The 21,994-nt window shown below is 46.9% G+C and carries 22 protein-coding genes; 11 read left to right on the top strand and 11 right to left on the bottom strand.

From position 1 onward, the window contains the following. Positions 1-114 precede the first annotated feature (114 nt). From BIT28_RS24955 to BIT28_RS24940, 3 genes are all read right to left on the bottom strand, one after another. On the bottom strand, positions 115-363 hold the full coding sequence (locus BIT28_RS24955) for a hypothetical protein (protein WP_075767673.1): 249 nt from the start codon (positions 361-363) through the stop codon (positions 115-117). 457 nt (positions 364-820) lie between these two features. Continuing rightward, positions 821-2,029, bottom strand: a complete 1,209-nt coding sequence (locus BIT28_RS24950; protein ID WP_075767672.1) for a NupC/NupG family nucleoside CNT transporter — start codon at positions 2,027-2,029, stop codon at positions 821-823. 478 nt (positions 2,030-2,507) lie between these two features. Beyond that, positions 2,508-3,017, bottom strand: coding sequence for a porin family protein (locus tag BIT28_RS24940; protein WP_075767670.1), 510 nt, complete (start codon positions 3,015-3,017; stop codon positions 2,508-2,510). A 315-nt stretch (positions 3,018-3,332) separates the two neighbouring features. Between BIT28_RS24940 and BIT28_RS24935 the strand changes: the two genes are divergently transcribed. The 4 genes from BIT28_RS24935 to BIT28_RS24920 all read left to right on the top strand — a co-directional run bounded on the left by BIT28_RS24935 (position 3,333) and on the right by BIT28_RS24920 (position 7,262). Further along, entirely contained in the window at positions 3,333-3,926 is a 594-nt protein-coding gene (locus tag BIT28_RS24935) for a hypothetical protein (RefSeq protein ID WP_075767669.1), read from the top strand. Between the two features lie 913 nt (positions 3,927-4,839). Beyond that, positions 4,840-5,286, top strand: coding sequence for an SRPBCC family protein (locus tag BIT28_RS24930; RefSeq protein WP_075767668.1), 447 nt, complete (start codon positions 4,840-4,842; stop codon positions 5,284-5,286). A gap of 310 nt (positions 5,287-5,596) precedes the next feature. Then, the gene (locus BIT28_RS24925) at positions 5,597-6,136 is read left to right on the top strand and encodes a GNAT family N-acetyltransferase (RefSeq protein WP_075767667.1); all 540 of its coding nucleotides are present in this window, start codon (positions 5,597-5,599) and stop codon (positions 6,134-6,136) included. A gap of 817 nt (positions 6,137-6,953) precedes the next feature. Continuing rightward, positions 6,954-7,262: a hypothetical protein gene (locus tag BIT28_RS24920; RefSeq protein WP_075767666.1), complete on the top strand. Its 309-nt coding sequence runs from the start codon at positions 6,954-6,956 to the stop codon at positions 7,260-7,262. A gap of 52 nt (positions 7,263-7,314) precedes the next feature. Here BIT28_RS24920 and BIT28_RS24915 read toward each other — a convergent pair whose 3' ends face one another. Next, positions 7,315-7,848: a hypothetical protein gene (locus BIT28_RS24915; RefSeq protein ID WP_075767665.1), complete on the bottom strand. Its 534-nt coding sequence runs from the start codon at positions 7,846-7,848 to the stop codon at positions 7,315-7,317. A gap of 133 nt (positions 7,849-7,981) precedes the next feature. Between BIT28_RS24915 and ovoA the strand changes: the two genes are divergently transcribed. From ovoA to BIT28_RS24885, 6 genes are all read left to right on the top strand, one after another. After that, on the top strand, positions 7,982-10,096 hold the full coding sequence (gene ovoA, locus BIT28_RS24910) for a 5-histidylcysteine sulfoxide synthase (RefSeq protein WP_075767664.1): 2,115 nt from the start codon (positions 7,982-7,984) through the stop codon (positions 10,094-10,096). A 62-nt stretch (positions 10,097-10,158) separates the two neighbouring features. After that, positions 10,159-10,470 carry a cysteine-rich CWC family protein gene (locus BIT28_RS24905; protein WP_075767663.1) on the top strand — a complete coding sequence of 104 codons (312 nt, stop codon included), beginning with the start codon at positions 10,159-10,161 and terminating at the stop codon, positions 10,468-10,470. A gap of 119 nt (positions 10,471-10,589) precedes the next feature. Beyond that, the gene (locus tag BIT28_RS24900; RefSeq protein ID WP_075767662.1) at positions 10,590-10,925 is read left to right on the top strand and encodes a hypothetical protein; all 336 of its coding nucleotides are present in this window, start codon (positions 10,590-10,592) and stop codon (positions 10,923-10,925) included. 94 nt (positions 10,926-11,019) lie between these two features. After that, complete coding sequence (locus tag BIT28_RS24895) at positions 11,020-11,469, top strand: META domain-containing protein (RefSeq protein WP_075767661.1); 450 nt, start codon at positions 11,020-11,022, stop codon at positions 11,467-11,469. A gap of 70 nt (positions 11,470-11,539) precedes the next feature. Further along, positions 11,540-12,580, top strand: a complete 1,041-nt coding sequence (locus BIT28_RS24890; RefSeq protein WP_075767660.1) for a hypothetical protein — start codon at positions 11,540-11,542, stop codon at positions 12,578-12,580. A gap of 98 nt (positions 12,581-12,678) precedes the next feature. Then, positions 12,679-13,161, top strand: a complete 483-nt coding sequence (locus tag BIT28_RS24885) for a CreA family protein (RefSeq protein WP_075767659.1) — start codon at positions 12,679-12,681, stop codon at positions 13,159-13,161. Between the two features lie 46 nt (positions 13,162-13,207). Here BIT28_RS24885 and BIT28_RS24880 read toward each other — a convergent pair whose 3' ends face one another. From BIT28_RS24880 to BIT28_RS24850, 7 genes are all read right to left on the bottom strand, one after another. Beyond that, positions 13,208-14,356 carry an ABC transporter permease gene (locus BIT28_RS24880; RefSeq protein WP_075767658.1) on the bottom strand — a complete coding sequence of 383 codons (1,149 nt, stop codon included), beginning with the start codon at positions 14,354-14,356 and terminating at the stop codon, positions 13,208-13,210. Then, positions 14,353-15,525, bottom strand: coding sequence for an ABC transporter permease (locus BIT28_RS24875; RefSeq protein ID WP_075767657.1), 1,173 nt, complete (start codon positions 15,523-15,525; stop codon positions 14,353-14,355). Before BIT28_RS24875 ends, BIT28_RS24880 begins: the two co-directional genes overlap by 4 nt. A gap of 5 nt (positions 15,526-15,530) precedes the next feature. Then, positions 15,531-16,505 carry an HlyD family secretion protein gene (locus BIT28_RS24870; protein WP_075767656.1) on the bottom strand — a complete coding sequence of 325 codons (975 nt, stop codon included), beginning with the start codon at positions 16,503-16,505 and terminating at the stop codon, positions 15,531-15,533. Beyond that, on the bottom strand, positions 16,502-17,977 hold the full coding sequence (locus tag BIT28_RS24865; protein WP_083652144.1) for a TolC family protein: 1,476 nt from the start codon (positions 17,975-17,977) through the stop codon (positions 16,502-16,504). Before BIT28_RS24865 ends, BIT28_RS24870 begins: the two co-directional genes overlap by 4 nt. A 413-nt stretch (positions 17,978-18,390) precedes the next feature. Then, complete coding sequence (locus BIT28_RS24860; protein WP_075767655.1) at positions 18,391-19,632, bottom strand: cysteine desulfurase-like protein; 1,242 nt, start codon at positions 19,630-19,632, stop codon at positions 18,391-18,393. Then, the gene (locus BIT28_RS24855) at positions 19,616-20,272 is read right to left on the bottom strand and encodes a 2OG-Fe dioxygenase family protein (RefSeq protein WP_075767654.1); all 657 of its coding nucleotides are present in this window, start codon (positions 20,270-20,272) and stop codon (positions 19,616-19,618) included. The genes BIT28_RS24860 and BIT28_RS24855 overlap by 17 nt, the downstream gene beginning before the upstream one ends. A gap of 523 nt (positions 20,273-20,795) precedes the next feature. Next, entirely contained in the window at positions 20,796-21,122 is a 327-nt protein-coding gene (locus tag BIT28_RS24850; RefSeq protein ID WP_075767653.1) for a hypothetical protein, read from the bottom strand. A 114-nt stretch (positions 21,123-21,236) separates the two neighbouring features. Here BIT28_RS24850 and BIT28_RS24845 point away from each other — a divergent pair, with 114 nt between their 5' ends. Beyond that, positions 21,237-21,788 (top strand): DUF6942 family protein, encoded by a 552-nt coding sequence (locus BIT28_RS24845; RefSeq protein WP_075767652.1) that lies wholly within the window; start codon positions 21,237-21,239, stop codon positions 21,786-21,788. Positions 21,789-21,994: the final 206 nt, after the last annotated feature.

Genomic DNA, 21,994 nt, shown 5'->3' with positions numbered 1-21,994 from the left:
GGCTGGTTTCTGCAACTATTAGGAAGCAGATACCAGCCTTAACTCAAATCAATGTGTACTTGGCAGCCTCTTTCCTGACCTTCACCGGGGCGGGTTGCATGGTTAGCTCCATAGTCAGAACAAGCTAAAAATCGCTTCCCATAGACGATCATTCGCTTCACGTTTCTCCTCGACATCACGCATCACTTCATGAGTCGGTGTAAATTCTTGATATCGTGGTATCTGGTTATCCTTTGCTGAAGAAAGCTCTGTCTGAAAACTGAAAGCAGCATCTTCTTGCTTCTCTCGCGTTTTCGTCGCGGTATCAGGCGCGAGCCCCTCACTGAACTCTGGTTGCTGGCTAAGCAATGCAGCGTCATTCAAAAAGGTTTCTGCATAGCTCTGGGTTGATAATAACCAGAGGCTAGCTGCTAGTAGGATGACAATATACCCAAGCTACCTCAAGATGCTCGTTTCAGCGAGAATTACTTGGCTTGTAGGCTAGGCACCGATTAGAAAATCTAGTGGCTCTAAATTAATAATCGGTAACAACGCATAGAAGCCAAGTAAACTCGCCCTTCGGGAGTGAGCCAGCAAACACATTTCTGTGTCAAATAACGTTGAAAGGGAAAAGCCATTCCTACCGTCATTTTCCTTGAACTGAGCTCGCTGGTCTCACTCTGAACCCTGCATCTTGAGGTAGCTTGGGTATAAACCGCATTGAAATAACCTGCCTATTATATATCTCTGTCAATGACACCACAATAAAACATTGTATTATATTTTTCCAAGATATAAAAAAACCGCCATCTGTATGGCGGTTTTCCAAGAAAATGATTTGTTACAGGCTAACAAAAATTCCAGCCAGCGCCGCACTCATCAGGTTTGCCAGTGTAGCAGCAAGCACAGCCTTAAAGCCCAGGCTCGCTACATCCCCGCGACGCTCTGGCGCCATTACACCGATAGAGCCAATCTGAATGGCAATCGAACCGATGTTTGCAAAACCACACAGGGCAAAGGTAATGATGACCTGGCTCTGAGAAGACAGCGTTTCTTTAACATTAACGAAATCAAGGAAAGCAACAAATTCATTCAGGATCATCTTCTGGCCAATGAATGCACCAGCCTGAAGCATTTCGCTCGCAGGTACACCAATGATGAATGCCAGCGGCGAGAAGATATAACCCAGGATGGCCTGCATCGTCAGGTTCTGGACACCGACCCATTCACCCACCATCTCAAGACCGGCATTGGCCATGGCGATAACACTCACAAAAGCAATCAGCATCGTACCGATAGCCACTGCGACCTTCATACCGTTCATCGCACCAGCTGCCAGTGCATCGATCGCGTTGCTGTGATCGCTTTTAGCCATTTCAATGTCAGCTTGCTCCAGTGCCTTGCCCTGCTCCGGAACAAGAATCTTAGCCATCAGCAAACTACCCGGAGCCGCCATAAAACTAGCTGCAATCAAGTATTTCAGATCGACACCCAACCCAGCATATCCGCCTAAAACACTACCTGCGACAGATGCCATACCACCGGTCATCACGGCAAATAGCTCAGAACGTGACATTTTTGGAAGGAAAGGCTTAACCAGTAACGGTGATTCACCCTGAGAAAGAAAAATATTACCCGTTGCAACCAGAGACTCTGCACGGCTTGTACCCAGCGCCTTTTGAATACCACCACCGATCACTTTAATGACCCATTGCATGGCACCAAGATAATAAAGAAGGGAAATCAGAGCACTGATGAAAATAACGAGAGGAAGGACACGGACTGCAAATATAAAACCGGAAGTAGCTAGGTCACCAAACAGGAATTTAATTCCTTCATCGGCAAAGCCCAATACGCTGGCGATGCCACTGCTCATGGCTCCCAACATCATTTGCCCTACCGGTACATACAATACCAAAGCGGCAAAACTTGCCTGTAAAAACAACGCTCCACCGACGGTACGCCAGTTGATTGCCTTACGGTTTTCAGATAACGCCCAAGCGCATACTACCAGCACAAAAATACCGGCCAAACTAATTAACAACTGCATTATTTCGTCCTGTTGCTTCTAATAAATGGGATGCCGAAATATGAAGGTGTTACTGCCTGCTGCAATAGAGGAGCCACTGCTTTCAGGGAGAAAGCAAAATAGGAGGGTTCTGAACAAGAATGTTCAGAAAATGGTGTGTCCGCCCATATATACAACATACAAGTCACCTTGATAACAAGCTAAAATAACGCCGGTCCAACTCCGTGGGTCGTTCACATATCCATGGTGACAGCTTGTAACTAAGGTGGCTGAACTCGATGGTTCTGGCCGGAAGCGGAGTATATAGAGATACAGATCACATTAACAACCCAAAAGCGGCTTTTTTTTGTGATCTAGATTTGATTGCGCATGAAATAGGCAATTGTTGCGGAATATGGTCTTATTTCTGCCAGGCAGGGAGCCGCGTGATTCTGTATACGCAAAAACAACAAAAGGGGTATTACTCCCCTCTTGCTGCTTTAATCATCTGTACAAGAAATTAGAACTTGTAATCGACAGAAAGGACAACTTGTTGAGAGTAATCAATCTTGGTGTTGTTCTCGCTGTAGTCCTGATCAAGGTAGCGATAAGTCAGGTCAGTTGACCAGTTATCATTGATTTCGTACATCGCACCCAATTGTCCACCCCAAACAAAATCCGACGAGCTTTCACCGGCAATCTTGCTGTCCGCAACACCTGCCGATACACCCGCAAATAAGTTAATCTGCTGGGCAACAGGAACCAGGTAATCATAAGATGCCAGGAACATATTCTGTGACGACTTATCCATATAACTGTAAGTACCCATCACACGGTGATGATCATTTATGATAGCACCACCACGTAGCTGATAAGTCGCATCTTCACCGTTTTGGGCAGATTCGCCTTTGATATTATCTTCCTGATAACCAACACCCGCACCTACGAACCAGTCAGTGTCGGCAGCGAAAGCCGGCATTGCCACAACAGAAGCCAAAGTAATGGTTGAGATAACGGCTAATTTTTTCATCAGTAATACTCCTAAATGTCTTTATGCAAGGGCGAAACTTTTTCTCATGGCCCTTCGTTTTGTTGATGCCTAATCTACACCGCTTTACTGAACCCAACCTTAAAATAGAAAACAATGTTTTATTTCTGAACTATTGCTGAATGCCGACTGTTTCTTGAGGTTAATTATTGTTACTTCAAGTTTCATACAGCATTGAAGGAGCAGTTATATTGCAGGATGTCTTTAGGAAAACTGTGGTTTGAATCCAATGCCTAGAATTGACTATCTGTTCGAGCAAGGCATAATTCGCTAATAAGAAATAGCAGGCGGCTCTCGATGGCAAACGCACGAATTCAGACGTTAGTAACTTCCCCTTGTCAGGCTTGGATAGCCACGATTGCCATTGTCTTTTTCGCGGTACTCTTTTCTGGCCAGTCACAGGCCAATCAGTATGTCTCCGAGCTAAAGCTTCTAAACTACACAGACAGTTACGGTAATGTATCTCTGCGAAAAGCAAAAAAGCTGACCTTGCCAGATCCCATGACAGTCAATGGTAATCTAAACCTTGAATACAGCGACATAGAGCAACTGCCGCGGAAACTGAAAGTAAAAGGAAATCTGAATCTCGCGTATAGTGCCGTCAAACAACTACCAAGGCAGTTAGTGGTATTTGGTTATATTAATCTTGCCCATTCTCAGGTCACATATCTAAATACAGGTCTTCAGGTAAGAGGGGATCTAAGTTTGATGGGCACAAAAATAGAACAGCTTCCTCCATACCTTTACGTTGGTGGAGATCTTTATCTTGCCAACTCGGCAATTACAGCCCTGCCAAAGTTCCTGGTTGTGAAAGGTGATATTTATCTCGGTGGTGTTCAACTTAGCGAAATACCTGATGATATAACCGTTGAAGGGAAAATCTATCAGTAGCGAGTTTTGATTTCTTACATCGATTTGCTATATAGAATCAACGCACTGTCATCCCCTGCAAATAGCAAACGATTGCTTTAATAAAGCAACGAACTATATTTCAGCTAAATCGAAATAAAAGCTAGGAAATAAAACTTTATAGGGGGGATATTGCCAGAAACACGCTTACAACTTCTTGTGCTTCTGGCGCGCTTTAAAACAAAGGTGTTAAGAATCAAAGCATTAGTGCTAATGCACTCAAACGATTACTTCGACTTTCCTTTTACATTTGTTGTTTGCGATTGATGATAGAACCATTGTCTGCGGTTTCTATTAGTCATAATTTACCTCTCATTTTTTCCAAAAACGAGTAAGGTTGATATCTCTCTTATTTAATACCGTCTTACTCATCTAATCAGCTTTACTATACCCAACGATACATTACATCCTTATGACAGTTAGGTTAGCATTTAGCTTCACTACACCCTGGCAAATCAACTTTTTAAAATAGAAAAGCTAGCTATAGCTAGATTCAATAAAAAGCTCAGGGAGTTAAAGAACTGCGTGATATCATGTAGGTGTGATTCCAGAAGCGACCTTATTTAACGGATTAAGGCTTTCCATAGTCTTCAGTAAAATTTCACCATCTAATTCATATCAACTTTTCCAATATAAGAGCCAATGAGTTGTTTTGCAACTATTATCGTGCACTATTTTTGTGACTGTTGTCTTTTTTCTTTAACAGACTCGCTTCAATACCGTCCTAACTAATTAAATATCAAGCTGTTAATTATCATACTGCCGCATATTGAATACCAAGCCTGCCAGTGGCTTTTTCATCGTCAAGACCGTTTAATTGATCGATCCAATAAGCATTGACACAAAGATACTTTTTGTTAACATCGATATTACATCTTGACAAGAGGTCAAAAACATGGGTATACACACCATCACTTTAGAGCAAACTGCTGATGTGCCCAAGAAAGTGCTCTTTCAGTTACTTTCTGACCATGAAAACCTTGGACGCTTCTTTGACGCCAAGTATTCACTCGTTAAGCATGGAAAGCCTGAAATCAACGGAATTGGTGCCATCAGGAAAGTGATTGCCGGGCCGTTCACCTTTCGGGAGCAAATCATCGACTACAAAGAAAATGAACACCTCCACTACAAGATCATCGAAGGCGGTCCTGTCGATGAGCACGGTGGCTGGATCCGTTTTCAAAGTATCAATGCCAACCAAAGCCTAATCCATTACCGGATCAAGTTTTCCCCTCGTATTCGGGGGACAGGGTGGCTCATCAAACTGTTGCTGGAAAAAGACATTAAAAGAGCACTGTCCAATATCGCCGAATACGGCAAGTTAGAATGGAAAAAGCATTAACTAAGTCTTCGAAATGAATCAAGCCTCCCTAGGCCCAGGCAGTACCTACGGCAGTTATCTGCAGTCATGATACCTGCCTCGTCTGCTGTTATAAAAGCCGAAGCATTCAGTGCACCTGTTAGTCCCCTCGTTACTGCCACCTCTTCATGACATCAGTATGTCAATACTCCCGGTTACCCTCTCATGCGTAATCATAATTTCAATGTCTTGGCATAGATTCCATTCTTTGATCTAATCGATTGCATATAGTGTATGAACACGATTTAATAATTCCATTTTAACATGCTGTACTTTGCGTTAGGACGGAACGATGAGACACCAACCTCTATTAACAACAGAAAGGCTCATACTCAGACCTTTCCAGCTTTCTGATGCAACCAAGGTACAAAAGCTTGCTGGTGATGAGCTTGTTGCAAACGGGGCAATTAACATCCCGCACCCCTACTCCGATGGTTTTGCGGGTCAGTGGATCGGCAAAGTACTCGCCGGATGGCAAAGTCAGCTATCAGCCATTTATGCCATAACGTTAAAATCAAACTATCAGCTTGTAGGGTGCGTCGGATTACACAACATCGATAGCGGGAAAGCCCAGCTAGGTTACTGGATCGGTGTGCCTTATTGGGGCCAAGGGTATTGCACGGAAGCTGCGAAACGGGTGACTGAATTTGGATTTAAACGCCTGGAGCTAGACATAATTTATGGTCAACACCTAAGCCGGGATCCGTCTCCGGGCAAAATCATGCAAAAAATTGGTATGGAACATGTTATGACAAAAAGTGACGCGGCCAGAGTCAATATGATCACTGAGGATCTTGAATATTATGAGATCAAAGCAATGGCAGAGGCTTGATCCTCTGCCTATCCCCTACCCGTCGTCATGAATTGCCATCCCAAACTGTGCCACATGCTTGCGCCTTGGCCATGTACTCACTTCCATTCCAGCTTGCACAAAAATCTGACCATTGCTGTCATCCAGTAAACATGCAAAGAATTGTTATATTGTGTCCCCAAAAAACCACTCAGAAAAATACCCTCTAGGGTGAGTCCATATTGAAACCTGACTCGATAAGAAAAGACTACAATTTCCTTAGCATTATTACTGCAAGCATGAATAAGCGTCCAAACCCTTGAGCTATATATAAACAGAACATTAACAGAATATAGCAGTAAAGCAGCAACATAGACTTATAATATGGGCAATTTAACAAACAGTACTAAATTTAATTTATAAAATAACAGCAGAAAGCATCCTATTTATAACTCGCAAAAAAGATATTGATATAAATACATTTTTTATCATTAATAAAACACCAGGAATACACAGATCATATATAACAAATGTCTATAACAAATTACATTCAAAGAAACAAAGTGTTGAACACTCTGCTATTCAAAATTCCAATGTGATTTTTTTTGTTAGGGCTATACTAAAACTGATAAGCAATAAAGAGGTAGTTTGCTTTATCGAACTGCAAGTTGTGACTTATTTTACAGCACAGCTTCAATCAGACTAAAAATTTAAGCCGTAACCTACTGTAATAAAAATAAAAATAACTTTTTAGAATTTTATTGAAATATAGTTGTTGGTGGCAGGTCTTATATTTTGAATGTGGACACTATGCACATATAACAAAAGGCTGATGCCACAGACTAATGAGGTGAAGATTATGTCTAGCTTGAAAGTACTAACTGTTACAGCTGTAATCGCAATGTCAACTTCAGCATTTGCAGATATCCGCGTTGCTGATACTCACAATGGCGCATGGGTTACAGTTACGGAAAACGGACAACCTGCAGCGAATGCTTCAGTGTCAGTCGCGAATGTTCCACAGCAGAAAAAGTCTTATACAACAGACGATAAAGGTCGGGTTTTCATTCCACTAACTCTGGAAAATTCTCGCTCTATCAAATACAAAGCGAAAACTGAAAGCGGCCGTGAATCATCACGCTTTGCTTTCCACTCTACTAACAAGTAGTCACTATACCAAAGGCCCTGACCCTACATCAGGGCCTTTAACTTTCACACTTCTAATATTCACGCCGATTCAAATCTCGCGCCAATACCAACGCCAGCCCTATAACTTGCAGAAATAAAGCCAAATTTCGTAGTCGTGATATTGATTTCATTTTATCATCATGTATTTCAAGCAACTCTAAATTTTCCAAATATAATTGATTGATTTTTTCCCTCTGGTTATGTTGAATGCCATCTATTGCAATCATCAGTGCCGGAATATCTTCAAGCACCAAACGTTCTATTTTTTTATCCAGCCAATAGTTCAGTTCACTTATTACTTGATCCGTGACTTCTTTAGCAACAGGTTGCTTATGAAGTTGACTAGCTGATAATAACTGCAAAACAAACTCTCTTTTTCTTTCAACGGTTTCAACTTGCTGCCAAGTAAGGCTTATAAGCTCTTCATTATTTTGCTGTCTTTGAATGATTTCATTGGTCTGACGGGTTATATCATCAATAAAAAAATTGGTCATAAGAGCAGATATCACATTAAGCAGCAACCCTGTGGCCACTAATATCCAAGTTGGCACTGTCCACTTTCTCATATAACCCTATGTCCTCGTGAAGTTATCCGCAATAACGCCTCTAACCAGTATGGCAAAAATCTTATCGATGTTTTGGTGAACCATTTCCTCACTGACTACGTTTAAAGATACTGTTTAAGAAGGGAAATGCTAAATGGATAACAAACTGACTACAGCCACGCGTACCCTGTTACTGTCTGGTGACGACGAAAACTCAAAGCGTCAGGAACTAAAACAAGCGTTCAATCAAACATGGGCTTTGTACGAATCTCTCTTCGAAGTGATCAATAACGACAGTGCCTACTTCAGCAAGCCTGAGCCGCTGCGCCACCCTCTGATCTTCTACTTCGGCCACACTGCCGTCTTTTACATCAACAAACTAAAGCTCGGTAAGTACATTGATCATCGTGTAAACAAACACTTTGAGTCGATGTTTGCCATCGGTGTCGACGAAATGTCATGGGATGATCTCGATGAAAACCATTACGACTGGCCCTCTGTCAGTGAAGTCAGAGCCTACCGAAGCCAAGTCTGCCAACAGGTAAACGCAGTTATCGACGAGATGCCGATCGGCCTGCCGATAGCCCAGAACGATCCCGCCTGGGTGATCCTGATGGGAATCGAACATGAGCGCATCCACCTTGAAACCTCATCCGTTATCATTCGCCAGCTACCACTTTGTGATGTGACACCACACCACAACTGGCCAGCCTGCCGGGACACAGGTACAGCGCCTTCCAATCAGCTGCTCTCTGTCGGCGGCAACACGATTACACTAGGAAAGCATGATAACGACAATACCTACGGCTGGGACAACGAATACGGCCAGCAGACATTCAAGGTCGATGATTTTAAGGCATCCAAATACCTGGTATCCAATCAGGAGTTTATGGCTTTTGTTAATGATGATGGCTACCGCAAACAGCGTTACTGGAACGACGAGGGAAAGGCATGGCTTTCGTATACCCAGGCCACCATGCCACGCTTCTGGCGCAAGCAGGGCGACCGATGGCTGCAGCGCAACCTAACCGAAGAAGTTCCGTTGCCACTGAACTGGCCAGTGGAAGTTAACCAGCTGGAAGCCAAAGCATTTTGTAACTGGAAGGCTGAACAGCTTCAGGCCAACATCCGGCTGCTGACAGAAGCAGAATGGTATCTGCTGCGCAGTAACATCGAAGAGGATTCACCGACCTGGCATGAAGCCCCCGGCAATATCGAATTGGCCTACTTCGCGTCCTCTTGTCCGGTAGACCGATTTGACCATGAGGGGTTTTGCGATATTTTAGGCAATGCCTGGCAGTGGACGGAAACCAGCATCGACGGCTTCCAGGGATTTCAAGTTCACCCGCTGTATGATGACTTTTCGACCCCGACCTTTGACGGCAAGCACAACTTGATCAAAGGCGGCTCTTGGATTTCAACCGGAAACGAGTCAATCAGCTCTTCACGCTATGCATTCCGCAGGCACTTCTACCAGCACGCCGGGTTCCGCTACGTCGAATCGAACCAGGATCCGGCCAGTATGACCTCGTTGAATGTCTATGAAACGAATGAGCTTATCTCCCAATACCTGGAATTTCACTACGGTGACGAGTACTTCTCGGTACCTAATTTCTGCGTCAACGGCGTCAGGCAGTGCCTGAGCGAAATTCAGCTTAGCCACACGGCCAAGGCATTAGACATCGGCTGCTCTGTTGGACGCGCCTCTTTTGAGCTCGCTAAGACATTCGATCATGTCGACGGTATTGATTTCTCTGCCCGCTTCATCCAGCAGGCCTATAACCTGAGCGAGCAGGGCGAGAAACGCTATACCATTCGCACAGAAGGAGACTTGGTAGAGTTCAAGAGCACTACATTGGCCCAATTAAATTACAGTGAAGAGGTCAAAAAAGTGAATTTTGTCCAGGGTGATGCCTGCAACCTCAAGCCGCAGTTCAGCGGTTATGACCTCGTCTATGCCTCAAACCTTATAGACCGGCTCGGCGATCCCAAGGCCTTTCTGACAACCATCCACCAGCGGATCAATGAAGGCGGTTATCTGGTGATAGCCTCTCCCTATACCTGGCTGGAAGAGTACACGACGAAGGCAAACTGGTTGGGTGGCATCAAAGTGCATGGCGAGAACTTCACGACGCTCGACGGGCTGACCGAAACTCTCATCCCCCATTTCGAGCTTATTGCAGTCAAGGAGATCCCCTTCGTGATCCGCGAAACTAAGAGAAAGTTCCAGCATAGCCTGTCAGAAATGACCATCTGGCGAAAACGCTAGATTGTCTCGCGGGCTTGGTGTTACTGTACTGCTCCCGAAACGAGCAGTACAGAGCATAACGCGTGAAAACACCCTGTGTCGCAAAATGTAAGAACCACGAAGGGATCTGTAGCGGTTGCTTTCGCACCATGACAGAAATTACCGGATGGCGCCTGATGAATGATGAAAAACAAACCAAGACCATAGATGAAATAAAAGGCAAACGTTCAACGCATACCTGCAGCTCGTGCGGTAAACCAGCCTACTGTGATATCAGTGCCGGCAAATCATCCTGCTGGTGTTTCGAGCTGGCCAAGAGAGACACTTCGGGAATAGAGTCGCCAGACTGCCTGTGCCGAGAGTGCCTGACAAAACTCCCTTTGCGCGAGGTATGACACCCATTCCATATCTGTATGATATTTAAGTCATCTATTCGTTCTTTTGTAGTTGAAAGTTGAGTATTTATACTAAGCACATATAATCACCGACTCCTATCCACTGAAAGAAATGTCTGATGCCAAATTTTCGCTGTACTATTCCTCTTCTTCTCGCGCTATCAGGCTTTACTCAGGCGCAAGTTACTCACGCTCTGCCCGAGAACGAGGAAATCTGCAGGGAAAGCGTCGGTAAACTGCTTATCGAGCAGCACGCTATTTTCAGCAACAATCAAATCGCCCCAGATATCCGTCGTGCTGCCGAACGGGCTATCGATACCACCCGCGAAGCATACAGCAAAAACGAAAGTTACTGTCAGGCACAAGAGGCCCTTCAGGCTTACAAGACAAAAAACAAAGAAGATTTTCATTATCGCGATGGTGAAGTGAACTATTTCGGCCGAGGAAATATCTAACTATTTCTTTATTCCCCGAAACGAGTTACCCCAGTCAAATGGGTATACTATTATTAGCAAACGGGGCCATTATCGTGGTAATGAGGTAATTTTTATGAAAAAGTTGCTGAAGGCAGGGATACTGAGCGCTTTTTTCCTGGTTGGCTGTGAGCAAGCAGTACAGACGGGTTTCTCAAAAGACAACCTGAAAGATAACTGGGTTCTGACAAAAATTGATGGCAAAGATGTCAATATATCGGAACCGAGAACCCCTCCCGGCATGGCAATTGGTACGGACTGGAAAGTTGCCGGATTCAGTGGTTGTAACCGCTTTTTTGGCCAGGTCGAAGTAACAGAAGAGAGCAAACTCCGAATCACAGCCATGGGGTCGACCAAAATGGCGTGCATTCAGGATGATCAGGCGACGGTAGAGTCCATCATGACCAAGTCGCTACAGAAGTGGAACAGCATCGCGCTAGAAAACAACATTCTGACTCTGACCTCAGAGCAACATATTCTGACATTCATGCCGGAAGCCATCTCGGGATCGGAACCTCCCCAGTAAATCGGGACGGTATTATTAAAAAAGGCGCTAATTAGCGCCTTTTTGATTAACGGAAAGTGCCAAGCCAAGTATGAAAGTAAGCAAACAAAAAGCAAAAGTGCTCAACTCAGCCATCACCCACTGGGAGCAGGAGCAACTGATTTCTGACGAACAAGCCAGACAGCTTCGAGGCAGCTATCAAGTGGTTGGCTTTGACTGGAAACTATTAGCTGTTTACTCATTCTGGATAGCCATCACCTGCTTCATCATTTCCATTGGCGTCTTGTTGGCCGATGACTACCTCATGGAGCTACTGGCAACGATTATCGACACCCCGGCCAGCATCCTTTCGGTTATCAGCGGCGGCATTGCCGTGCTCTTTTATCGCTCAGGCGTACAGCGTCGCAAAAAGCACCCGCAGAAGAATATCAGCAATGAGGCAACCTTCTTCTTTGGCGTATTGATGACGGCGGTCTCCATCGGCTTTCTCAGCGAAACGGCACTCTTCGATACCACCCATGACGCTATTATGCTCTTGGTACTGACTGGTATCTATGCCGTACTGGGCATTCGCTTGTCATCGGTACTGATCTGGCTTTTTGCACTATTCGGCTTCGGGGCCTGGGTGCTTTCACAAACCAGTTATCTGGCGGGCTCAAGCGGCTACTTCCTGGGTATGAACCTGCCGCTGCGGTTTGTCTTTGTCGGACTGTTCGTGATCGCCCTGAGCTTACTCACAGGCAGACAAGAGCGATATCACCATTTACAGGAGCCCACCCTGTTTATCGGTTTGCTCTATTTCCTGACAGCGTTATGGCTGCTCTCTATTTTCGGTAACTACGAAGATGTCGCCAGTTGGAGCAAGGTCAAGCAAATTGAGCTACTGCATTGGTCGTTCATTGCCGGTGGCAGCTGTCTCGCTATTCTCTACCTGGGTATAAAATCAGACAACACCTTATGCCGCAGCTTTGGTATCACCTTCTTGCTGCTCAACCTCTACACCCGCTATTTCGAGTACTTCTGGGAGTCTTTCCATAAGACGGTATTCTTTGCCATTCTGGCCCTGACTTTCTGGCTTATCGGCTCACATGCCGAAAAACTGTGGCAGATAGGGAACCGAACATCGAGATAGTTGGGTGTTTTCATTGGTAAATCTGATGAAATTGGTATCATTGGCTAATATCCGGCAGCACTGACCCCCGGCCCAAATACTTCGCATGGAGAAGAAGAATGAAAAAAATGCCGTTAATTGCAGGTTTACTTGCAGCAACAACCTTGTTAGCAGGCTGCTCTGACAATGAGGTTGGTGATGTTAGCCTTGGTGTTTTCACCATGAAAGACATCAAAATTGAAAATCTGAAAGACGATGAGGTTACTGGTGTGACGTGTCACATTGCCTCTATCGAAGCCGATTTTAGCCTGGCCGATCCGAGTGACAGTTCGATTTCTTGCCGCCAGACAGGCGAAATTACACCGGAGATGATCGCTAACATCGACAAGAGCAAATCAGGCGAAGTGGTATTTAAAAAGTCGAAAAGCATCTTTTTCAAATCGATGAAGGTAAGACGCATCTATGATGCTGATAACCAAACCCTGCTCTACTTGTCTTACACAACCAAAGAAACTGACGGAAGTTTCAAGCATAGCCTTTCTACGGTTCCACTTTGGGGAACCAAAGCTTATGTCGAGCCTAGCGCAGATATAAAGCAATAAGTTGTTAAGAAAAAAGGGAAGTCTAACTTCCCTTTTTTAATCAAGTTTATTGTGTGCCGCGATTACGATGCATCAACAACAGGGCAATTCCGCCGTAAGCCGCCACCAGCAGCCACAGCTGGCCCCACAAATGAACGATCTGCTCAAAGTCTGCCCCCATCTGATTCAACCTCAAGAAAGCATGTATTGCCGGTGTGGCCGGTACCAGTTGAACCAATGCAGTAATAGGGGCCGGGATCGCTGACACCGGCCAGATGAATCCTGCCGAAAAGATCAGTGGTATCGAGCTAAGCAATACCACCACTGTCGCCAGTTCCCGCCTTGGGATCAGCTGTCCGATGATCATCCCCATGAAAATCACCGCCAGCAAAAATGGCACCGTGACGGCCAGCAAATCCGGGATCGTCGCCAACTGGTTGATCTGATAGAAAGAAAAACTAAAACCAAAATAGTACATAACCAGCGGCAGATAAATCAGCACAAACAGGCAGGCTCTAACCAGTGCCACCTTCAAGACCGGATACTGCCGCCAGTAACCGTTCTTTCCCTGTCTGGCATACTCATTTTGGCCGCCGCCCAGCAGAGCTACCGCAATAAGTAGTGTCTGGTGCAGGATCAGGACAAAAACAGCCGGAACGACATAATTGATATAACCCATCGTCGGGTTAAACACCGGCTGCATAGATAGCTTGATTGGCGAATACTGCTCTGAAGCCAGCGCAATATTCTCTCCCGACATCACCATCCTCGATACTTTGGCCTTGGCACCCAGCGTTCCCCCCGCCGTTGCCAGCCCTTCAACAACCGAGCCGTAAACGAGGAAGTAGGCCGCATCACCGGCATAGGCCAGAGTCGGACTCTTGCCGAGCAACAGATCACGCGAAAAGTGCTCTGGGATCACTAACAGCCCCTCTACCGTACCGGCATTGAGCATGTCTTTGGCCTGTTCAATACCTTGGGCACGCGCTGCAAGCTGTATCTGCGGTGTCGCATCCACCATACGCTCCAGCTCACGGCTAACCTGACTGTTGTCCAAGTTGACCACAACAACCTGTTGCTCACGCGGAAGCTGCTGAGAATATGGCAACGGGTACAAAAAAGAGTAAATCAGCACGCCGCCAAATACCGTAAAGAGGATCGACGGGTTGGTAAAAATGGCGTTTAGCTCAAACTTACACAAGGCTCGCCAGCTCATGATGTCACTCCTTTCAGACTGTCTCTGTCATTGCCTTGATTAGCCAATCCCCTCACCCTCAACAGTGCAACGACAAGCGCCAGGGCAAAGACCGACAATGCCCCGAGAGCAGGTAGCGCCTCGATAATATTCTGGCCATGGTTGACCTGATGTACCTGAACTTCGAGATAGTGAGTCACAGGCAGCATTGCCCGCCAGACCTGAGCAAACATGGGCATGTCCGTGGCCGGAAAAGTCACCCCGACAAACGCAAAAGCCGGAGCAGTAAAGCCTGCAGCCAGGCTCATGGCCTTGGTGGCATCAAGCGGTAACAGAAAGAACAATGCCGCTACGCCCTGGCAGGCAATCACCATAAGCAGTTGTGCCAGCAGGAGAATGCTCCAGCTACCGTGCATTGGCCAGCCAAGCAACACATACAGCGCCCAGAGGAACAATATTCCATGCAGCCAGAACAAGAAGGTATAGGGAAGTAATTTGGCGAACAGGTTGCAAGCAGGTGCTGGTTGCAACCACGACTTGATACCCTGCTGGCGGCACTCAGCAGCAAGGGCCAATATTGTTGTCACGACTATCATCACCTGCCACAGGGCCGGAATTGTCGCGGACACTAAAAAATGGCCGTAGTGGTTGTTACTGTTGTACAGCGGTGTCACCTGCGAACGAATTGGTACGGCCTGTCCCAGCGCCCTGACCGGAACCGCTTCGCCACCCGCCATATTACGTAACGTATCCACCTGGGCATTCAGTGTCCCCTGGGCCTGAACGATAGCCGAGTTCACCAGCTTGGCGATCAGAATAAACTGGCTGTTATAAAAGGTCGTAATATCGGGTGCCTGCCCCAGCAATGTTTTCTTTTCCAGTTCATAGGGAATAATCACCAAGGCATATATTTCACCCGCCCTAAGCGCGGTACTCCCCTGCTCGACAGTCATGAAATGCCGAGATACGGCGATAGCCGGACTGGCATCATAGTGACGTACCACTTGGCGGGAGAGTCGGCTATGGTCGAGATCGACCACCCCAACCGGCAGATCCCTTGCTATACCTGCCGAGAAAATAGCCCAGAGGGTGACAAAAAGCAGCACGGGAAGCCACAAACTCATTGCCCTGAGCCAACCGTCAGCTTTCAGCAACCGCCACTCGCGGCATAATTGTGAAGTAAACATCATGGTGCTCACTCAACAATGACGCTCATGCCCACACGCAATCCGTCAATCGGCTGAGTCGGACGCGCTTCCACCTCGAAAGTTCGCATATCAAAGCCCTGCGCCGGATCAGTCGTGCGCCAGGTAGCAAAATCTCCCATCACAGCAACATGGCTGACCTTGAAGCTGTACTTCAGCTCGCCAAGCGCCGGGATCCTCACCTTGAACTCGGCACCCTGGTTATACTTTTTAAGCTTGTCTTCGCGAACATGAAAAACAGCCCAGGCATCGTTCATATCGACAACGCTAACAACAGGAAAGCCCTGCGGCGCAAGCTCGCCCTCGTGCAACAAAATCTGGGTCACTTCACCATCATGCCAACTCTCGATTTGCGTATCCGCGGCATAGGCTTCTACTTCGGCCACGGCACCGGCCGCCATCCGGGCTTTCTCGATCGCCGCACGTTTGGTTTCGTCACGTGCCCCTTCTTTGGCCATTTCAAACATTTGATAGGCAGCCCGCTCGGTATAGCGCGCCGCCTGCCACTGCGTATAGGCTTCATCGCGTTTTTGCTCGGCAACCACGCCGTCTTTATACAGGTTATCGACCCGCTGATAAGTTTTGCCCATCAGCGCCGACGCCGCCTTGGCCTTCTGCCACTGATCCCGGGCAGCGGCAATTTCCTGGCTTCGGGCCCCTTTCTCGGCTTGGGCCGCCATCGCACCGGCAGCTTCCTGACCGGCCTTGGCCTGCTCAAGCTTGGCATCAAGCTCCGGACTCAGGAGGGTAAAAATCAGATCGCCACGTTCAACTTTATCTCCCTTGCGAACCAGAACTTGTTCGATACGGCCAGGCACCTTTGACGACACATTGTACTGCTGCGCCTCAATCTGCCCCTGCATACGCTCCGGCTGTGGCTGATAAGCCTCCCAGAAGGTATAGCCAATCCAGCCTACCAATGCCGCTGCCGGAACGACTGCCGCCAAAGCCTTAAACTTACTCATGACTGAACCTCTACACCTTGATATTGCTGATACTGGTAAAAACTACTGATCTCGCCGCTGACGGCCAGAAGGCGTGACAATGAAATCACATACTGAAACGCCGCCGCAGAACGCTGCGTACGGACGCTGGCCTGATAGAGCTCGGCGTCAACCACATCCAGGGACGTCGACAGCCCCTGACTAAAAGCCTTCTCGCGCAATCGTACGTTTTCGCGGGCAAGCTGAAGGCTGGATGACAGGCCGTTGTACTCTTCCAGTGCCTGCAGGGCCTCGCGGTAGGTTTTCTCTACCAATACAGACAAATCCCGCTCCGCCTGTGCTCGCAGATAATTGACCTGGGTTACCGCGCTGTGAGCGGCCTTGACCTTTCCTGAACGGCCGGAATTATCCATAAGAGGAATATTCACCCCGACACCGACAGCCCAGTCCGGCGCCGTCTTTGCCGCCAGGGTGTCATCTTCATGCAGGCTGTAATTACCGTAAAGATACACTTCCGGGTAATACTTGCCTTTCTCGGCATCAATCAGGCCGCTAGCCTGCTTCTTCTTGGCATCCAGCATCTTCAACCCTGGGTACGCATCAAGTGTCTTGTCGATGAATGCGCTCATTGGTGGCAATGATGTATTGGTAAATAAAGGCGTCGACGGAGTAGCAGGCACATCCAGTTTCAGCAACTTGGTAAGTGCTACCTGTGCAATTTCCATATCCCGGGCTGCTTTTTGGCGCTCAACCCGCGCCTTGTCGTAAGACGCTTCTGCCTGCAGCCGTTCTACCTTGGCAATTTGGCCTTGCTGCTCAAGCTTTAAGGCGTGCTCAAAATGCTTTTTCAGTCCCTGCTCAACATCAATACGGGTCTGCAGCACATGTTGGGTCATGGCGACACCAAAATAAAACTTGGCCAGATCTTCAAACTTGGCCTGCTGCTTCATGGCCAGCAAATAACGGGCTTCTTCCGTTCGGCCTCTGGCAATATCCTGCGCAGCAGTAATCCGGCCGCCGGTGAAAATTGGCCAGACAGCCCGAATAGAAGAGGTAAAGACATCGCGCTCTGTGAGCTGTGAGGTAAACAGCTGATCCAGCATCGCAGGATTGATGTGAAACTGTTGCCCCAGGGCAGCGACAATCCCGCCAGCCTCATCGGACATACTCTCAATTAAGTCCGATGGCTTAACCTCAACAGGCTTATCCAGTCGAGTATATTTAGCTGTCGCTGAAATTTGGGGAAAATACAAATCGCTCGCCGCATCCTGGAGATGTCTGGCACGATCGACATTCGCCCTTTCAGCAGCCAGACCATCATTAGTGGTAACCACAGCTTGCCAGGCGTCGGTAAAGCTCACCGCCTGCTGGTCGGCCCGGGCAACACTGTCAGTCATCGGTACTGATACATAACTACCGGCAAAAACACGACCAAAAGGCATCGTCAACAAAGCGGCGCAACACGTCATCGCCACAATAGGCTTTATTCTCATTATTTTTTCCATTAAGCCTTGGTACTTATCAGGGGTGACAATTCTAGAGCAATAACTCTAAAACTCAACCTAAGGGTAGACGCTAACTTTCCACTTCACAAAATGTAAAAGCTCGGGGCTAAGTGATAGGCTGCATTTTCTTCTGACGACATAATATTTCGCAGTTGTTTTAACCCTCTGTTTTAACTTGCTGTTTTGGCTATTTTTGAAAACAATAGATAGAAGAGAATAATTGTTAACGAATACTGGCAGGGAAATAAGAAGGGCTGAAAAAAAGAGAGAAAAAAGCCCGGATGCATGCATCACGGGCCAGAGGGTCATAACGTTGTTTAGTGCTTCAACACCAACCTTAGTTCCAAGCCTGTGACAGAGGGGCAAACGCAGTTGGTATGACGTTGTTAGTATTTCGCTTTCTACTGACGCTGCAAAAATGGCTCTAGAGCCGTAAATAGCTGGTCAATTTCTTCCTCGGTATTGTAATGCATCAATCCGATGCGAATTACACCACCATCATCCAGAATTCCAAGTTGCTTACACAACCCAAGCGCATAAAAGTGCCCGTTCCAGACGCACATATGTTGCTTACCCAGATGAACGGCAACATCACCCGGTGTCACGCCGTCAATGCGAATAGCAAATGTTGGTGTTCGCTCTCTAAGTCGCTGTTGATCATTAATACCGTATAACGTGATATTGCTGTACTGCGATAGACGCTGCAAGAAGTGCTCACTTAGGGATACTTCGTACTGCTGATATAACGCATAACTTTGTTGCAAACGCTGGCGCAGACTTGCTCCCACATCTCCCCACTGAGCCAGATAATCAACGGCAGCCACTAAACCAGCCAACGCTTCAAAGCTCTGGGTCCCGGTTTCAAACCGTCCGGGTCCCTCATCAGTCGCAGGTTCGACCTTGTAAGGACGAAGTGTCTGTAACCATTGCGGGGCGATATAGGCAATGCCCACATGTGGGCCGAAAAACTTATAGGCCGAGCAAGCCAGGAAGTCACAACCTAACGACTGGACATCCACCAAAGCATGTGGCGCATAATGAACCGCATCGACATAAACCTGTGCCCCAACCTGATGTGCCGCCTCAACAATACGTTTTACATCCACCAGCGATCCGGTGGTGTTCGAAGCGTAAGTCACTGCGACCAGACGCGTTTTAGCATTAAGCAATGACAGGAGGTGATCAATATCAAGGGTACAATCTGCCTCATTCACCTTTACCTGATGAACAATAGCCCCTTTGTCTTCGGCTGCCTGCTGCCAGCTAGATACATTCGAGTAATGATCCAATGCCGTAACGATGATTTCATCGCCTTCCTGCCAGTCCCGGCTAATTGCCCGGCTGAGCTGAAAAGTCAACGAGGTCATATTGGCCCCGAAGACAATGTTGCTTGCAGAAGGAGCGCCCAGCAATGCCTGCGCTGATGCCCGTGCTTTTTCAACTACAGAAACTGTTTCGGCACTGGAGAAAAACGCGCCGCCCAAATTCGAGTTGAAGCGTCCCAGGTAGTCAGTCATTGCGTCTAGTACCGTCGAGGGCACCTGCGATCCACCCGGGCCGTCAAAAAAGAACACCGGCTGGTTTTCAACGGTTTGGTTCAAGGCCGGAAAACTCCGGCGAATGGCTTCAGGCGTGAACGACATGCGTTGGCTCCTTTGCGGTCAGAACAAATAGATCCAGGAATCCCTGCTCATCTTTCTTAACTGCCTTAATCGGACGCGCATTGTGCCAGAGCTGACTATCGGCCAGGATGGCAACCTCACCCTGCTTCAGTGCCATACTCAAAAATGGCAGCTCATGTTGCTCCCTGTACACCAGAAACTCTCCACCTTCGATATTATGGCGACCAATCCCAATCACGGCCAGGTGATCAAAGCCGTCCTGATGAACCCCTTCAGGTGCCACAAGGGTTTCTTCCTCAATCGCTGAAATACGGATCTGATGGATTTCAATTTCCTGCTCGTCATCCAGGGCATTGGCTTGCTTGAAGACTTCGCACATTTCACGCAAACCATCACTACGCAGAATAGATTCTTCCAGTGTCTCGAAGCTACGGCTGACATTCCCCTGAAACGTATTGATATCCCCGGACTGAACAAAATGCCGCGCAGCCAGATGCTCAACGTTACCCTGCTTTAGCTTTACCACCGAATAGCGTCGTAGGCGGTATTGACCATCAGCGTGATCGGTTTGCGGCAAGAAATCAAATGAAGGCGAAAGATCGTTAACAGCCTGTCCGCTTAGTTGAGTCAGCTGAAGTGTACGCTCTAACGAAGTGTGCATCGGTTTGCTCCTAATCCCTGTTTCTGAGTTCCTGTTTCCAGCTCCTGTCCAGAACCTTATCCAAAGTCCAGTCCAGCGCCATGCTCAGTGTGGTTGTTCAAAATCACTGGTCGAAGCCTTGCAGCACCCTATGGCGCATCACAACAGGCCCCCAACACTGTTAACAATTAAATTACATTTAGGATTAAACAAAAATCTGGCATTGCCAATAGCTATCAATTTAAATTTCGCAAAAGGCAACAAATACAAAACATATAACCACATACAACAAAATAACCAGTTCATAGCACCAAGCTAGAAAGATGGAGATGCAAAAAAGCAGTCAAGTCTTCTAGTGATGAAATTAAGTTATTGATATTTTTATATTTATTATCCTTTTTTATCACTTTTGTCGCGCTTCAATAGCAGCATAAAATGCTGTTTGTGATTCGAAGCTCAAATTTGAAAATTGTATTTATAATCTCAAGCGGATAAAAATACCAAGGCAGGCAACAGCATTTCTCGCCATTTCCTGTATAGGGCTTTATCGATATGCGGGCGGCTCAACCGAACGATACTCATGGCCGAATTTCTTGTAGAACGTATTGTTAATGATGGCGTATGAAACCCCGGCGATCACAGCAAAAGTCGCAATTTCCGGCAGTCGGGACTCATGGTACGAGTGGTGGTGTTCGTTGACGACGATAACATCACGATGGTGACCATGGTGATGATGCCCACCATGATGGCAGTGTTTGCGGTGTTTGTGATGATGCTTATGGTGATGTTTATGATGGTGCTTTTTGGCCAAAGCTGCTGAAGGAAGTAATGCTACACAAAGCGCAAGAAAGCATGGAGTTAGGTGTTTCATATATTCACTGTAATTATAAATTTATTTCTCCCCAGCATACGTTTATCATCTACCGAAATGTCAGCGCAGAGTTAGCCTTCTGTAAAAAACACACTGTTTTATAGAACACCCTAAATGCCAGAATCTGTCGGATTAGGCTGCCCGCAATTTGCTATCGCAGCTTATATAGAAAATCATCCAAACATGTTGAACTACCAATCACTGGATCAGCTAACAACTGCCGGAGCCGGCGAGATCCATGCCATCGGCCAAGCTTGTGGCAATGGCTGGCGCAAGGTTTTCAACGTGTATGCCAAGCTCATCTTCGAACTGGATACCACCTACTTCCCGTATGCCAAGTCAGCCTCCACCTGGCAGGCTTATCGCGACCATTACCTTCTGCAATCCGATAGCCACACCTCGCTAATGTTTAGCCCGCCAATACTGTCGGCACAAAGAGACCTTCAGCACCAACCACATGCCACCATCCATATCATTATGGGAAGAACCTATGCCAAGCAGTTAATCAAGGAAGGTAAACTTAACTGCCCGATGCAATGGCTCGATAACGAGTTTGCGATTAATACAGAGCATAGGGTGATAGTGTGCCCTTACTTTGACTATCGTCAATTATCCAATATCAAGATTCAATATCTCGCCAAGCTGATGAAATCTCTTGTCGCTTAACGCACCCTTTGAGCCTGCTAGCCAGAAAGAACCCAATGCATAGCTACTGGTTGCTAATGAGGATCAAGCCAGATGTATTATCCTTATTACAATTCCATTGATTGCTATAAATGCTAACGGAATAATATACCCAAGCTACCTCAAGATGCAGGATTCAGAGTGAGACCAGCGTGCTCAGTTCAAGGAAAATGACGGTAGGAATGGTA

Origin of the sequence: Photobacterium proteolyticum, assembly GCF_001939735.1 — a bacterium.
Classification (GTDB): Bacteria; Pseudomonadota; Gammaproteobacteria; order Enterobacterales; family Vibrionaceae; genus Photobacterium; species Photobacterium proteolyticum.
Note: the sequence above shows the minus strand (reverse complement) of the source record. Positions and strands in the feature narration are given on the sequence as shown.